The following is a 14,295-nucleotide window of genomic DNA, read 5'->3' as shown; positions in this document are numbered from 1 at the left end:
GCAGGGATCCCCGCCTGGGCAGCGCGCTCAGCTCAGCCCGGACTCACGCTCGGAACGACGCTCGGCAGCGAAGCCGCGCGGCTGATGTCGTGCCGTCTCGCGGTTGTGGCAGCGCACGCACAGCGGACGCAGACGCTCGGGTGCGTCGGGGTCGGTCGCGCCCTGGTCGATGAGCTGCCGCCGGCTGAGCGGGAAGTGGTCGGCGACAACGGCGGGTTGAGCGCAGAGCACACACCACGGGTTCGCGTAGATGAACGCAGCCCGAAGCCGCTTCCACCTGGTCGACGCGTAGCGGTCCTCCGAAGTCGGAGCACGCTGCCGCTCGGCTCCGGCATGTTGAGGCGATTGGTCAGGTCAGGACGATCGGGTTGGTGAGTGCGGCGACGTGCCCGTTGGGATGGCGGACCTCGATGCGGACGAACGCCGAGTCCTCCGCCGTCGTGTACCACTGCACCGCACCTGCTGCGTCACCGGGAAGCGACACGCGATGGACCTTCCCTCCATCGGTGTGGAAACTGACGGTCGCCGCCGGCACGCCAAGTACTGCTGCCCGCACTTCGACCCGCCCACCACGAGTTGCGAGCTGTTCGCCCACCCCGGCGATGCGACCGTCGACGCCGGCGGTGAACGACACTTCCACCTCCGCCGACTCGGCGATCCAACTGCGCCCTGAGCGGATCCCGGCAAGGATCGCCCGGGTACTCAGCTCCTCGGCGAAGACCACGGTGTGCGGGATGCCGATCTGACCCTCCAGATGCGTGTCGCTGTTGCCCATCGCCGGCCGCCAGGAGCCCGTCCGGATATCGGCTGCGAGGCTCCGTCCCCACTCGGCCAGGGCAGCCTCGTTGTCGGCGTTCCAAGGCCGGTCCGAAGTCCACTGCCCGTTCCACACCTCCACCACGTCGAAGCCCCGGAAGGGGAACATGAAGTCGCCCGACGGATAGGGCGTGTGCGGATGCGCGGCCACGCACAGGCCTCCCACTCGCTGGACCTGATGCAGACACCGATCGATCAGTCCGTCCCTGACCTGGTGGTTCCAGTCGATGACCTGACCGGGGCCAATGCCGAGGGCAAGCCAGTGCCCGGTCTTCGTGGTGACTTCCTCACCCAGCACTATCAAGAAGTCATCGGCAGCCAGATGCGCCCATACATCGGGTGTCGCGGCAGAGTTGTGCTCTGTCGTCGCGATGAAGTCGAGGCCGGCAACCCGTGCCCGCAGTGCCAACTCTTCGGGAGCGAGTTCTCCGTCCGAGTGAATGGAGTGGACGTGGCAGTCCCCGCGGTACCAGCCCGCCCCGCGTCCCAACGCCCGTAGCGGCGGGAAGCTCAAACTCGACAAGGCTCTCCTCCATCAAAGGTCTGTCGAGCGAACGTCCAGGCAGAGCAACCGGTTCCGCGACACCACCGGGCGCCGCCCCCGCCGAGACATCAAGGTCAAATCCTCATTCTGAAACGATCAGTTAGTCACCCTTCATTGGCGCTCGATCACTTGGGTGGGCGCGGGTCGGGGGCGCTGACACGCCGGGGGGGGGGTGGCCGGGGTTGGGAATTGGGGGCGATCCAGCTCGTGTTTATGGCCAAGCCATCAGCGGGTGAGCGCGCGTTGTGGGGGTGCCGTTGCCGTGCGTCCTTCCCGGCCGTGGGGTTGGGCCGCTAGCTTTTCTCCTGATTGGTGAACCAACCATGGGGGAGGAAAGAATGTCCCAAGCTTTCGAGGTCGATGCCGAGCAGTTGGCCCAGGCCGGATTACAACTGGGCGAAGTGGTGGGGGCGTTACGGTCGAGTGGCGATCTGGTGGGTCGGATGCCACATCCCGACACTTACTCGGCCATATCCGCCGCCACCACCGAGCGAGCCTTCGAGTACGTGGCGAAGGCGTATGCGACTGTTGCCGAGCAGGTCGAGAGCGCGCGTCGCGGGCTGGGGGCGAACGCGGCGCAGTACACCTCGACGGAGATTCGGAACAAGGATTCATTCGCGATCCCGCCCGCGCCCGCGCGGTCCCGGATCGCGGCGATGTTCGAGGGCCAGTGAACGACGTCCGGGCCCTCATCCCCGGCGACCCGATGTCCGTGCGCACCGGCGCCGGCAACCTTCTTCTCAACTGCATGGGCGCAGGCCGCGCCAATGAGACGCTGGGCCGAGTCGTGGAACAGACCTCGGCCACATGGCAGGGGGCGGCCGCCGAGGGATTGCGGGCCGAACTGGGTCTCCGGCGCGCCCGGTTGACCGAGCTCTCCGATCGCGTCGGGGTCATTGTGCAGGCCCTGTACGGCTATGCCGACACGCTTGCCGCAGCCCAGGCGACCGCCGGTCGCTGTCTGGAGATCGCCGCGCAGTTGGGGATGGAACCCGTCCTGGTCGAGCAGTCCGCCATGCGGCCGGAGCTGCTCATCCCGCAGTCCTACGACTGCGGTCCGACGAGCCGGCTGACCGACGCCGAGATGGCACAACGCTCGGGTCTGGCCGAGGAGTTCAACCGATTGCTCGCGGACGCGCGGGGCAAGGCCGTCGAGGCCGACTACGCGCTCGAACGCACCATGCGGGTGCCCTTGAGCGAGATCGCCACGCAATATCAGGTCGGTGACCAGGAGTTGGTCGACTTCGCGCCCAACCCGATCGAGAGTCGCATCCCCCATCTCAACGACCGGCGGCCCGCGTCCGAGCAGGCCATGCTGCTCGAACTCTCCACCGAGGAACGGGCCCTGTACATGCTGATCGGCAATCAGGCGTGGGAGGAGTGCCGCAAGCGATTCCCCGGCCAGGGTGAGCTGGAGGGCCATGCCGACGCGTTTCGACACACGTATTGGAACGCGTTGTTGGTCCGGAATTTCGGGCCCGAATGGACCGCGCGGTACACGACGGCGCACGAGATGGGCCCGGACCCGGATCCACTCAAGCGCACCGCGGAGTCGATGGACCTCTTCAACAACGAGGTCGGTCGAAGGGTCGCCGTCGAAGCGAACGGCAAGTCCACCGAAGAGCTGGCGGACATGGTCGAACACGCCGTGCGCAACGGGCAGACCGTGGTGGTCGGGGTCGATGGGCAACTTACCTACAGCGACTACGTACCACCCGGTCGCACTTGGGAAGCGGATCGAAAAGGCAAGACGGAGTCGTTCGATGTTTGAGGAGGTGGACGACGCGGATTCCGGGGTTGGTGGAGTCGGTGGGGTCGAGGAGGGTGGGGAAGCTGGGGAGGTCGACGAGGCCGCCGAAGAGGTTGGGGAGCCGATCGATTGGAAGTCTCCCCTTCTGGGGTGCCTGATCGGAGTGTTGATCACGCCGTTTGTGCTGGTGGGCGGGCTGTATGCGGTATCGGGGAGTTTTCGATCCCTTGTGTCGGAGGTGTTTCGGCAGGAGGACGAGCGTTCCTTCCAGCAGCGGGCGCAGCGGGACATCTGTCGGGATGGGGTGCTGCGGCTGCGTGATGTGACGGACTTCGCCTGGGACGCCGTCCATCTGGGCGCCGCGGAGGACGCCATGGTGCGGCAGTACGGCGAGTCGGTACGGCTGCCTCGCAGCAGCGACGACGAGCCGGTCACCTTCGTGTTCGTGAAGGGACGAGAGGCGGTGCGTACGTACGAGGTGTGGGGCGCTGTGTACGTCCGCGCCGGGGATCGCCCATGGGGCCGGGAGGTGTATCTCCGCTTGGACGAGAGGCCGCCCGCGCCGGGCACGTTGGCGAGTCCGCAGGTAGGCGAGGGCGGCCTGCCCGCCGCCGTTGACGCGGCTACGCGGGAGCGGGTCTGCGGCGGCGGGTGAGGATGGGTGGGGGGCCGCGCCCCACACGCTGCGGCGCCCGTCGGGTAGGCGCCGGTGGGGGCGCTGCCACCCTCGTCGGTCCCGGGGGTCGGCCCCCGAGCCGGGGGTGTACCCGGGGGCCGATGGGTGCCCGCACGGCGCTGCCCGCACCGCCTTCGGCACCGTGCGGGCTGTCTAGGCGCCACCGACGATGCCGGCCCCGACAGGGACACGGCAGTATCGAAAGTTGATCCCGCCCATCCAAAAGTTGTCGAATACACCCCCCGACTCCGCCCCCGCCTACCCCCCAACCCCCTGCCCTCCAACCCCTGAGCGCCTCCGTCTTCACGCTGGGCGTCCCGCGTCCGGCTTCGCCTTCGCGTCCCGCGTCCGGCTTCCGGCGGCCCGCCTCCCGTCTCCTCCGGCTCCGCGTCCCGCGCCCTCGCCTCTTGCGCTTTGCGTGGCGTGGAACCGGATTGGCCGGTGTTGCGTCGCAGAGGTGTTCGGCTGTGCGGCGATGGGGATGGTGCGTGCGTGATGGGTGTACGGGGGGCCTGGTGGGATCGGGTGCTGCGGTTGTTGTTGGCGGTGGTGTCGATTCAGGTGCTGATGGTGGCGCAGCCCGCGTGGGCTTGTGGGTGTGGGGCGGCGGTGCCCGCGGGTGGGCGGACGCTGACGGTGGGGCAGGAGACGTCCGTGGTGCGCTGGGACGGGCGCGTCGAGGAGATCGACATGCAACTGACCGTGTCGGGGGACGCGGAGCAGGCGGCGTGGATCATGCCTGTGCCGTCGCGGGCGAGCGTGACGCTCGGGAACAGCGCGATGTTCGACGAGTTGGAGCACGTGGTGGCACCCGTCGAGCGGGTTCGGCACTACTTTTGGCCGAAGTCGGGTGACTGGCCCTTCTCCGGGGATTCGGGCGGCGGTGAAAAGTCCGCTCGCGCCGGTGCGCCGCCGGGAGCCGGTGGGGTCGAGGTGGTCGGGCGTGAGCGGTTGGGCCCGTTCGATGTCGCTCGTCTCGCGGCCGACAACCCGCAGGTCTTGGGTAGTTGGCTCACCCAGAACGGCTTCCATCTGCCTGCCGCGCTCACGACCGCGCTGGAGCCGTACGTGCGGCAACACTGGGAGTACGTGGCGATCCGGCTCGCGCCCGAGGCGCCCGCCGGCGGCGGCGCTCGGCCGACCACGCTGCGCGGCAGCCTGGATCCGCTGCACCTGAGCTTCGCCTCGGAGCGCCTCGTCTATCCGATGCGCCTGTCCCAACTGGCCAAGGTGCCGCAGCACTTGCGGCTGTACGTGGTCGCCGCCCACCGGATGCAGCCGCGCTCGGACATCGGCGGCGCGCCGCCGGAGGTGCTGTACGCGGGCCGGCCGGACACCGGGCGATCGGCGGGCCCGGGGCAGTCGACGGGTATCGCGGACCGGTTGGCCCCGATCGACGGCAAGCCGGCCTTCCTGACCGCGATCGACCAGAACTTCCCGACTCCGGCACGCATCGTCGACGACCACGAACTGCATCCGACGGCACGGGACGACGGCTATCAACGGGCCGACTACCGTGACGAGTTGCTGACCGTCGCCGGCATCCCGGTCTGGCTCCTGTCGGTACTCGGTGCGCTCGTCGTGCTGCTCGTCGCGGTCCTCGTATGGCGGCGACGTCGCATCGCCCGCCGCCGGCCACCGATCGCACCCGGGCCGATCCCGCCGCGCCCGACGTACGCGCCGAGCTGATCCACCGCCTGCGGCGCCGGGCGTCCTGCGCGGCGGAGCTTGGCGAACCGGCGGCTGCCGGGCATTGGCTCGTCGGGCTCCCCGCTGGGTACGCGTCGTCGCACCCCGCCGCTCCCCTGGAACGGCCGAGGCGCGGCATCGCACGACGCGGCTCAGCCCACGAGGCGGGAGGCCCGTTCCGGCCGAGAGCGCGGGATGGGTCAATTGTGCAACCGATGCTTCGGCCGGTTTTCCGCTCTTCGCGAGGTCGATCGGGTCGCGGTGAAACAGGGCCGGCTGGAGATCCATCGGCGCGGCGACGGAAACCATGGGCCACGCTCCCCGTGGAGGCGGTCCGGAATCGGTCGGTTTTCGTGGCCCTGGCCACGAGGCTGCGCCAGGAGGCGAACGGACGTCGGTCGCGATAGCGGCTCAGGCGAGATTCGCCCAGGTGCCGCCGATCATGACCGCCGTGACGGCGGTGAGTGTCTCGATGCGGTCGAGTGGGTCGCCGTCGCACAGTAGGAGGTCGGCGTCGTGGCCGGCCCGGAGTCGACCCTTGCGCCCGCCGAGGCCGACCGCGTCGGCGGCGACGGAGGTGGCCGACGCGAGGGCTTCGGCGGCCGGGACGCCGCCGGCGACCAGATCGGCGATGGCCACCGGCAGGCTGCCGTGCGGCTTGGCGGCGCTGATCCCCGAGTCGGCTCCGGAGACGATGCGGACCCCGGCCCGGTGTGCGCGGGCCGCGTGGGCGAGCCGGACCTCCCGGGTCGCTCCGAAGTGCTCCAGCAACTGCCGTACGGCCGGCGGCGGGAGCGCGTCCGGGTCCGTGCCGAGTGTGGGACACACGGCGACCCGCCGCGCTGCGAGCCGGTGCAGCAGGTCGTCGGAGATCTCGACGCCCCGGTCGGTCAGGCAGGTGCAGTGCTCGATGCCGTCGGCATGCGCGGCGAGGGCCTGTTCGACGGCGGGCAGGTTGTGTGCGTGCACCGTCACCGGCAACCCGGCGGCGTGTGCCTCGTCCACGATCAGGCGCAGTTCGGCCAGGGTGAACTGACAGCGCATCACGTCGGTACCCGGGGTCATCGTGCCGCCGCTGGCCATTACCTTGACCACGTCCGCACCGCGCTCGGCCCGCTCCCGCACGGTCGCGCGCAGTTGGTCGGCGCCGACCGCTTCGCTGCCGAACCGCCAACAGTGCCCCTTGGCACTGGTGATCGGCGGCCCGGCGGCCAGGATCGCCGGCGCGGGCAGGCCGTCGACCACCCGATCCCGGCGCCGCAACACCGACCAGTCGCGGTCGCCGAGATCGCGCACCACGGTCACCCCGGCGGCCAGTTCGCGCCGCAGCGAATCGTCGATCACGGCGTCGAGTTCGTCTGGGGAGTAGTCGGGGAGCCGGTCGAGCGCGCCGTCTCGACTGTCGCCGCCGAGGTGGCTGTGCAGGTCGAACAGGCCGGGGAGGACGGTCGCCGTGGGGTGTTCGACCGAGCGCCAGCCGTCCGGAACGGGGGCTGCGCCGGGCTCCACCCCGACGATTCGGCCGTCCGCCACGAAGACGGACACCGGTTCGGGGACAACCCGTTCGCCGTCGAAGGCGCGTGCGGCACGGATCACCAACATGTCATCCCACGTCCCTTCGGGCCGATCCCTGACACGGCAACCCTAGCCGGAAATGTCCCGAGAATCGGGAGAGCCGAGAGTGAAGAGAGCCGGGCCCGACGTCCGTGGCCCGGCCCCGCCCGCGCCGGTTCCATGACCGGTCGGCGGTCGTCCGGCCCTGCGGCGACGGTCGGTTCACCGCGCGCAGCTCACCGCATCGGGCAGTTGGGCGAGCACGTACAGGGCGGGTTCGGGCTCGGCCACGGATCGCGCGAGGAACGCTTGTGGAGTTGGGGCGGTACGACGACCTGCGTACCGTCCGGGCCCACCCGGTAGACGGCGATCATGATGCCGCTGCCCGGCGGTTCCGGATACGGTTCGCCGTCCGTGGATGCGAGTTGGGATGCGGCGGACGCCCGGCGGTGGTGGCTCATGTCGATGCGCCTTTCGTTGGCATACAAGCTCAATGCAGTTGTTTGTACGCCAAGCGTGACGGTGGGCGTCTACGATCGGCAGGGGCCGGGGATTGACTTCGTTCGCTTTCAACCCTTTCTGGGGGCAATGTGTCCGCTGCCACCGAGCTGGACCCCTCGGCGTCCGTACTCACCTTCTACGCGACCGAGTTCCGGCGCGAGCGTGAGCGCATCAGGATGACTCAGCGCGAGATGGCGAAACGGGCCTGGATGGCGCCGTCGCTGCTCAACAAGATCGAGTCGGCGAAGCGGTTGCCGACGGAGGACCTCTCGAAGTTGGCCGACGAACTCTTCGGGACGGGCGACCGGTTCCAGCGGCTGTGGCCGCTGGTGATCCGGTACGCGTATCCGGCGTGGTTCAGGCCGTTCGTGGAACTGGAGGAGGCTGCTTCGATCATTCGGTCGTTCGAGGTGCAGGTCGTGCCGGGATTGCTTCAGACGGAGCGGTACGCGCGGGCAGTCCTGGCGGCGGGACGTCTGGACCTGAAGGATCTGGACGAGCAAGTGAGTGCACGCCTCCAGCGCCAGCGCGTATTCGAACGGGCGGACCCACCCGAGTTGCGTGTAGTCCTGGACGAAAACGTACTGCGTCGCACGTGGGGCGGGCGTGATGTAACGCGAGCACAGCTCGAACGCGTGATTGAGCTGGCCGAGCAGCCTCGCTTCGTGATTCAGGTGATCCCTTACGAATCGGGGAGCCACGCGGGGGTCGGCGGGCCGTTCGCAGCGCTTACGCTGGACGAAGGACCAGACGTGGTCTACGTGGACGGATTTCTGCAAGGGCAGATCATGGCCGAACCAGCAGACGTGAAGGCGGCTCACCGTACTTACGATCTGCTGACCGCCGAGGCCCTCTCGACCACGCGATCAATCGATCTGATTGCTTCCGCGCTGAAGGAACTGTGAGCCCGTGATCACAAACACCACTGCGTCCGAGCATTGGCGCAAAAGTACATACAGCAGCAACAACGGTGGCAACTGCGTCGAGGTCGCCGACGGCTGTGCAGCCGTCCCCGTCCGCGACAGCAAGGCCCCCGCCCTCGGCCACCTCACCATCGCCCCCGCCTCGTGGTCGGCCCTGCTGACCACCCTGCGCACGGCCTGACGAACCACCGGGCTCCGCCCCCCACTTCATGGGGGCGGAGCCCGGATCGCTGCCTGGGGAGCACGAGTCCCCGGGCGGACTTCAGGCGGTGAACGCGGTGTCGATTCCTCCGTCGGACGTGTCGGCGGTGCCGTCCGTGGCGCGTGGTTCCGAGGGCTCAGCCTCGCCGCGAGCGATTTCGTGGGTCTGCGTACCGAGCCTGGGGAGCGTCGGGAGGAGGCGTAGCTTGGCCAGTAGTTCCTCCTCCGTAAGCACCCTCTGTTCCCGCAGAAATCTCAGTTTCTCTTCGAGCGATCGTATTTCTTCCTCCGATAGCCAGTCGTCTTCGTCCGGGAGAATGCCGAATGTGGATATCCCCGCCCTGACCAGCGGCTCGTAGGCCCGGATGACTGCCGAGAGAGCCACGAACAGAGTGAAAGCCAAGGTGGTCCATCCCACCCAGTGGAATACTCTCGGAATAGGACGATCAGAAAAAGAACGACGGTCGCCAGTGAGCCGGCGATGATTTTTACGGCATCCAGAAATGGCGGGGCGACACGCCGATCGGTTGCATAGTTCGCGCTCATCGCAAAGTCGTCCACGATGAAAGCGAACGTCCAGTTGAGTACGGCGATCAGCGTCGACGATCGCGAGGTGACCGCGAAGATCCAGAGGCCGACGAGGACGACCATGAAGAGCACGCCCTGTGCGGCGGCCCGCTCCGGTGGCCACTTTCCCCTCTTCATCTCTTCGAGGAAGGTTTGGTAGTCCTCCTCGGGATCGGATCCTCCGGTCCACTCGGGCAGCGGCTCCCGGGAGACCCGCCAGAGCTACAAGCAGAACGAGATGCCGGCGATGACGGATGTGGCTCTGAGGGCAAGGCGCCCGTTCGCGATCTCTGCCTGGAGGAATTCAGCGGAAAGATGCTCGGTCTGAAGCGCCGGGTTCAGGAGGGCGTATACGAGAGAGGCCACTGCCGCGGCCACGCCCACCGCGAAGGACAATTGGAGTCGATTTTCCTTGCGAATCCACGGAATCGCCGCCGCTCCGGCAGTCAATCCGGTGGCCAGGGACGGAATCGCCCCTACGTGATACGAATAAATTTCGCCCCCTTGGATTCGGTGTCCGGGTGATCCGCGAAAGTTCGTACGAGCGTGCGGCTTCCGCCGATCCCAACCGATGATGCAGGTTACTGCTCGACAATGGCGGCGGGAGGCTGTTTCTTCATGCGGTCGGGGCCGAGGGTGTGGCGTTGGGACGGCGCCGTGTTCGGGCTGTCGAGCCAGGCGCCCCCCGTGCCAAGCCCAACGAACGTCCCTGCTCCGCCGACCGTTTCGGCCAGGCGGCAGGCGGCAGGCGGCAGGCGGCAGGCGGCAGGCGGCAGGCGGCAGGGCGCGTGGCCGGGTGGCGGACCTGCGACCCGGCACGGTGTGGCCGATTGGCGTCGGTCCGGCGAAATTGCCGAGACGGGCGGCTCGCTTTGGTGTTCGGTGGGTGGTGTTCGGTTCCTTTCGAATTCGGGAGAGCATGTGGGATCCACGATCCGGCACATCACCTTCGACTGCGCCCCGCCGCACGAGCCCTACGAACTTGCCCGCTTCTGGGGGCAGGTGCTCGATCTGCCGGTGCACCCGGACGACTCGCCCGGTGATGACGAGGTCGCGCTGGAGGCACCCGCCGGGCAGCCGACGCTGCTGTTCTTGCGCGTGCCGGAGGCGAAGACGCTGAAGAACCGGGTGCACCTGGACCTGGAGCCCGGGCGTTCGCGGGAAGAGGAGGTCGAGCGGGTGCTCGCGCTCGGCGGTGTGCTCGTGGACGACCGGCGTAAGCCGAACGGCCGTGGTTGGGCGGTCGTCGCGGACCCCGCCGGGAACGAGTTCTGCATCGAGGCGAGCCAGGCGGACCGCGCCGCAGTGTCGGCACGGGAGCGGGCGGCCGGCGGCTCGCCGCGATAGGCGCCCACGTACAGGCTCGACGCACTCAATGCGGCCCGGACGACTACCAGGTCCGCCGCCAACACACCGTTGCGGTACTAGGCGTGGTGAACCTCGTCGCGGTGGGTGGTCGGGCCCGTCTCCTCGACGACCAGGTCCGCGAGCATGGCCAGGGCCACCGTGCGGCGATCCACCTCGGTTGCGGCGCGAATGGCGGTTTCGCCCTCCCACCGCGCCACGGCGTCGAGCGCGTCGGCGACGTGCTCGTCGTGGAGCAGGGCGTGGATGAGCCCGATCACGTCGGCGCGCCGGGTTTCGGCCGGAGCCGGGAGCGCCGCGAGCCGGGGCCCGACGAAGGCTGCGGACTCGGGCACCAGAGTTGCCAGCGCCGCCAACAGCAGGCGGCCCGCGTCGACTTCGGTGTCCCAGTGGGCCAGCAGAGTGGGGATCTGCGCCTGCACGGCCAGTCGTACCGCACGCTCGTCCGCGCTCTCGTCGGTGCTCTCCCCGAGCGCGGCGGCCTGGTCCATCATGTCCACCTGGTAGGCGTGTGCCGAGGTCGCCGATTTCAACAACGCGAACAAAAAGTGCGCACGTTCGCCTGCGGCTACGTGGTCGTCGGCCGCCAACGCGGCCACGAACTCGACGGCGTCGGCCTCGACGTCGCACGCCTGTCCGTCGGACGACACGGCTTCGCACAGACGGGCCATGAACTCCGCGTCGCGCTCGGACGGCGAGTCGAAACGGTCGTCGTCGAACAGCCAATCCAGGCTTTCCGGCAGACCGGAGGCATCGCCGTACAGCCCTTGTGCCACCGCGCGAACGGCATCGACGAGATCCGAACCGGCGCCGAACCCGCCGCACGTCCACCCGGGCACCGGTACCTCCGAGGACGGCACGACGGCCACGCTCGGCATCGACATCCCGACCGGCGCCTCGTACACCAACCCGTCGCGGTCGAACCCGCGGAGCATGCTTTCGCAGTTCCCGTTGTCGCCCCCGCTCGCGAAACCGCCGTGCCGCCGCGCCGCGGCCGCGACCCGGATGAGGATCCGGACGGACGCCCAGTGCCGCGCGTCGTCCGAGTCCCCGACGATCGCTGCCACCGACCGAACCTGCCACCACCCCGCCGGCAACCGGTCCCAGGTCCTCGCCCGCTCATCCGCCACCCGAACCGCGACCAACAGGTGTCCCAGCGACGCCAATTCCTCCGCCGCCGCACGTGCCGCCGACTCGGAAGCGAAGTTGAGGACGTGCTCGGTGGCCCGATCCGAGTCCGCCGCGGTGTGTGCTGTCGAGGTCATGGACCCAGAGTGTAGGCACGGCCCGTCGGCGCGGATTGGCGACCCCGGTGCGGGCAATCGCCGAACGACCGGACCTCGGCCGGAATCGCGCAGTTCGCCCGGCCCGGTGTTGCCCACGATGGGGGCGGCCCGTCCTGTGGGAGGTATGCGAGTCTCGCCCGAGTTCACACCGGCGTTGCCGGAGCATCCGCGAACAGTCCGACTCCGTACCGGGCCGGCCGCCGGGCCGCCTGTTCGGCACGCGAGGCGTGCAGCCCGGCGGCCGGTGCGGCAACCGGGTGCGCGTCGTCGGCCGGCGGCTCAGCCGACGTCCGCTCGGCGGTGGTGGTGCAGCTCCGTCGGTGCCGCAGGAGTCGCGTGCGCGCCTGCGCCGTGGCGAAGGAGCCAGGCGGTGGCCTCGTCGCCGGGGAGCGCCTTGGACATCAGCCAACCCTGGGCCGCGTCGCAGCCCGGTTCGCGCAGGCGCTGGTAGGTGGCCTCGTTCTCGACGCCCTCGGCGACCACGCGCAGGCCCAGCGAGTGGGCCAATTGCACGATCGAGCATAGGCTGCGTGGCTCAGTTCCGGGCGACGCAGCCCCGTTACAGGTCGACGGTCGGCTCGAACAAGGACGTGTGGGTGAGGAGTGTGCCGTCGGTGGTGTAGACGTCGGCGCCGTCGGGCGTCTCGGGTGTGGTCGTCGGGAAGTGGGTCTCGGCCGTGGGTACTTCGAGGTAGTACGCGAACCAGCCGGGCTTTCCGGCGAGAGTGAGGGTTCGGGCTTCGAGGGTCCGACCGTTCACGGTGACGAACACTCGGCCGACCGGGGCGACGCCTCGGTACGCGCCGGTGTACAGGGTCGAGACGGGGCCTCGGAACACGCGCAGATCGACGCCATCGGGGTGGGACCTCGGCTCCAGGACCGCCTCTGCGTACTGGGCGCCGGCGGGCGCGGCGTTCGACACGAAGTGGTAGCCGTTCGAGGTGAGCCACGTGCTGTGCCGGAAGCCCGTGTCGACGCGCTGCTCGGCGGCGACCACCAGCGGCTGCACGGTGGGCGGCGGCAGAGGTCGGCGGGTCTGTTCCGGCGCGACGGCCGACTGGTGTGCGGAGGGCGAGGAGTCGAACACGTCGCCCAGGCCCAGGCCCAGCACGCCGAGTGCGACCACCGTCGCGGCCAGGCCGGCCGCCCGACGGCGCTTGTGCAGTGCTCGGCCACGGCGCATCGTCGCCTCGACCGGTGCGGCGCCCACCGGGGTTCGCGCGGCGGATTCGCCGAGCATCGCGCGCAGTACGTCACGTTCCTCGTTCACCGGACTTCTTCCTTCGCCGACGCGTCCGTGCCCCGGAAATCGTTCAACGCGCCGTCCTGGCGCAGCTTCGCCAGCCCCCGGGAGACCTGGCTCTTCACCGTGCCCAGCCCGACCCCGAGGGCCGCCGCGACCTCCGCCTGCGACATGTCCTCGAAATAGCTCAGCACCACCGCGGCGCGTTGCCGGGCGGGCAGCCGGGCGAGAGCCGTCAGCAGCACGTCGCGGTCGGCCAGCCGGACGGTTCGGTCGGCGGCGGCAACGTCCGGTACGCGGGCGGTGATCCACTCCCGGACGCGGCGTCGTCGATGCCGATCCGTGTGCACGTTGACCATGATCTGCCGTACGTAGCCGTCGATGTTCTCGGTGCGTCGGACCCGCTCCCATTTCGCGTAGACCCTGGCCAACGTGCTCTGCGCGAGGTCCTCGGCGTCGTGGTGGTGGCCGCCGGTGAGGAGGAACGCGGTCCGCAGCAGGTGCGGCCAGCGGCTGGTCATGAAGTCCCGGAATTCCGCGTCCTTCGTGGTGTTCAAGCGATTCCTCAACAGGATGGCCCGGCTGCGCCGGAGATCGGACGGCGTGCCGGTCCTGCGAGGCGAGCGCTCGCCTCGCAGCACCGGCACGTCATCGTGCGAACCCGCGCGCTTGGGCGAGGAGTCGGCCGAGCGGGTCTACAGACTCGCGAGCACGGTGCCGTCCGCCGCGTAGACCTTGACGGGGGCGGTGAACGGGGGGTCGAGCTTCGACTGCGGGAGGGGCACCACGGGGCCGTCGACGTAGAACGCGGACCAGCCCGGGGAGCCCGCGAGGGTCAGCAGCTTCGCCTCCAGCGTCCGGCCGGCCACTTCTACGGTCACCCGGGCGACCACGCCGTTGCCTCGGTAGGCACCGGCGTACAGGTTGGACCCTCGTCCTGCGTACGCGCGGATGTCGACGGTGCCGACCGGGAAGTCCTTGAAGAGCACGGCCTTACCGAACTGTGCACCCTGGGCCGCGTCCTGGACGAAGTGGAAGCCGCTCGTGGTGAGCCACGTGGAGTTGCCGCCGCCGACGTCGATCCGCTCCTCGGGGTCGACCACGCGCGCCGGCGAGGACGCGACGGGAGCGGCGGGAGCGGTGGCCCGGGCCGGCTGCGTCCCGGCGGCCGGCTCGGCCG

16 protein-coding genes and 1 pseudogene are annotated in these 14,295 nt (G+C 69.4%); 7 read left to right on the top strand and 10 right to left on the bottom strand.

The window, feature by feature from the left end; translation table 11 throughout:
* Positions 1-27 precede the first annotated feature (27 nt).
* Together ABZS54_RS07235 and ABZS54_RS07230 are read right to left on the bottom strand one after the other, a co-directional pair.
* Positions 28-231 (bottom strand): hypothetical protein, encoded by a 204-nt coding sequence (locus tag ABZS54_RS07235; protein WP_355531975.1) that lies wholly within the window; start codon positions 229-231, stop codon positions 28-30.
* 118 nt (positions 232-349) lie between these two features.
* On the bottom strand, positions 350-1,330 hold the full coding sequence (locus tag ABZS54_RS07230; RefSeq protein WP_355531973.1) for a CehA/McbA family metallohydrolase: 981 nt from the start codon (positions 1,328-1,330) through the stop codon (positions 350-352).
* A 368-nt stretch (positions 1,331-1,698) separates the two neighbouring features.
* On the opposite strand from ABZS54_RS07230, the gene ABZS54_RS07225 reads away from it, so the two are divergent.
* From ABZS54_RS07225 to ABZS54_RS07210, 4 genes are all read left to right on the top strand, one after another.
* Positions 1,699-2,034: a hypothetical protein gene (locus ABZS54_RS07225; RefSeq protein WP_355531971.1), complete on the top strand. Its 336-nt coding sequence runs from the start codon at positions 1,699-1,701 to the stop codon at positions 2,032-2,034.
* Positions 2,031-3,131, top strand: a complete 1,101-nt coding sequence (locus tag ABZS54_RS07220; protein WP_355531969.1) for a hypothetical protein — start codon at positions 2,031-2,033, stop codon at positions 3,129-3,131. Before ABZS54_RS07225 ends, ABZS54_RS07220 begins: the two co-directional genes overlap by 4 nt.
* A gap of 208 nt (positions 3,132-3,339) precedes the next feature.
* Positions 3,340-3,765, top strand: coding sequence for a hypothetical protein (locus ABZS54_RS07215; RefSeq protein WP_355531967.1), 426 nt, complete (start codon positions 3,340-3,342; stop codon positions 3,763-3,765).
* A 516-nt stretch (positions 3,766-4,281) separates the two neighbouring features.
* Entirely contained in the window at positions 4,282-5,475 is a 1,194-nt protein-coding gene (locus ABZS54_RS07210) for a DUF2330 domain-containing protein (protein WP_355531965.1), read from the top strand.
* Between the two features lie 411 nt (positions 5,476-5,886).
* On the opposite strand, the gene ABZS54_RS07205 is transcribed toward ABZS54_RS07210, so the two are convergent.
* On the bottom strand, positions 5,887-7,077 hold the full coding sequence (locus ABZS54_RS07205) for an amidohydrolase family protein (RefSeq protein ID WP_355531963.1): 1,191 nt from the start codon (positions 7,075-7,077) through the stop codon (positions 5,887-5,889).
* A 188-nt stretch (positions 7,078-7,265) separates the two neighbouring features.
* On the bottom strand, positions 7,266-7,490 hold the full coding sequence (locus tag ABZS54_RS07200) for a hypothetical protein (protein ID WP_355531961.1): 225 nt from the start codon (positions 7,488-7,490) through the stop codon (positions 7,266-7,268).
* Positions 7,491-7,619: 129 nt separating this feature from the next.
* Here ABZS54_RS07200 and ABZS54_RS07195 point away from each other — a divergent pair, with 129 nt between their 5' ends.
* A complete protein-coding gene (locus ABZS54_RS07195) occupies positions 7,620-8,435 on the top strand; it encodes a Scr1 family TA system antitoxin-like transcriptional regulator (RefSeq protein WP_355531959.1) in 816 nt (271 codons plus the stop codon).
* 4 nt (positions 8,436-8,439) lie between these two features.
* The gene (locus tag ABZS54_RS07190; protein ID WP_355531957.1) at positions 8,440-8,634 is read left to right on the top strand and encodes a DUF397 domain-containing protein; all 195 of its coding nucleotides are present in this window, start codon (positions 8,440-8,442) and stop codon (positions 8,632-8,634) included.
* 81 nt (positions 8,635-8,715) lie between these two features.
* Here the strand turns inward: ABZS54_RS07190 and ABZS54_RS07185 are convergent, their stop codons facing one another.
* A complete protein-coding gene (locus tag ABZS54_RS07185) occupies positions 8,716-9,057 on the bottom strand; it encodes a hypothetical protein (protein ID WP_355531955.1) in 342 nt (113 codons plus the stop codon).
* Positions 9,058-10,142: 1,085 nt separating this feature from the next.
* Between ABZS54_RS07185 and ABZS54_RS07180 the strand changes: the two genes are divergently transcribed.
* Positions 10,143-10,568, top strand: a complete 426-nt coding sequence (locus ABZS54_RS07180) for a VOC family protein (RefSeq protein WP_355531953.1) — start codon at positions 10,143-10,145, stop codon at positions 10,566-10,568.
* Positions 10,569-10,645: 77 nt separating this feature from the next.
* On the opposite strand, the gene ABZS54_RS07175 is transcribed toward ABZS54_RS07180, so the two are convergent.
* From ABZS54_RS07175 to ABZS54_RS07155, 5 genes and pseudogenes are all read right to left on the bottom strand, one after another.
* Entirely contained in the window at positions 10,646-11,851 is a 1,206-nt protein-coding gene (locus tag ABZS54_RS07175) for a hypothetical protein (protein ID WP_355531951.1), read from the bottom strand.
* Between the two features lie 300 nt (positions 11,852-12,151).
* Positions 12,152-12,385, bottom strand: a pseudogene (locus ABZS54_RS07170) (EAL domain-containing protein); the annotation flags it as partial.
* Between the two features lie 46 nt (positions 12,386-12,431).
* Positions 12,432-13,142: a hypothetical protein gene (locus tag ABZS54_RS07165; RefSeq protein ID WP_355531949.1), complete on the bottom strand. Its 711-nt coding sequence runs from the start codon at positions 13,140-13,142 to the stop codon at positions 12,432-12,434.
* On the bottom strand, positions 13,139-13,672 hold the full coding sequence (locus tag ABZS54_RS07160) for a SigE family RNA polymerase sigma factor (protein WP_355531947.1): 534 nt from the start codon (positions 13,670-13,672) through the stop codon (positions 13,139-13,141). The genes ABZS54_RS07165 and ABZS54_RS07160 overlap by 4 nt, the downstream gene beginning before the upstream one ends.
* A gap of 138 nt (positions 13,673-13,810) precedes the next feature.
* Positions 13,811-14,295: hypothetical protein (locus ABZS54_RS07155; RefSeq protein WP_355531945.1), on the bottom strand; the 485-nt coding region annotated here is incomplete at its 5' end.

Source organism: Embleya sp. NPDC005575, assembly GCF_040605455.1.
GTDB lineage: Bacteria > Actinomycetota > Actinomycetes > Streptomycetales > Streptomycetaceae > Embleya.
This window is presented reverse-complemented; position numbering and strand designations above follow the sequence as displayed.

What these genes read in the sequence shown, in the direction of transcription:
- ABZS54_RS07225 (WP_355531971.1), top strand. Translation starts at nt 1,699, where the DNA reads ATGTCCCAAGCTTTCGAGGTCGATGCCGAGCAGTTGGCCCAGGCCGGA.
- ABZS54_RS07210 (WP_355531965.1), top strand. Translation starts at nt 4,282, where the DNA reads ATGGGTGTACGGGGGGCCTGGTGGGATCGGGTGCTGCGGTTGTTGTTG.
- ABZS54_RS07205 (WP_355531963.1), bottom strand. Translation starts at nt 7,077, where the DNA reads ATGTTGGTGATCCGTGCCGCACGCGCCTTCGACGGCGAACGGGTTGTC.
- ABZS54_RS07200 (WP_355531961.1), bottom strand. Translation starts at nt 7,490, where the DNA reads ATGAGCCACCACCGCCGGGCGTCCGCCGCATCCCAACTCGCATCCACG.
- ABZS54_RS07175 (WP_355531951.1), bottom strand. Translation starts at nt 11,851, where the DNA reads ATGACCTCGACAGCACACACCGCGGCGGACTCGGATCGGGCCACCGAG.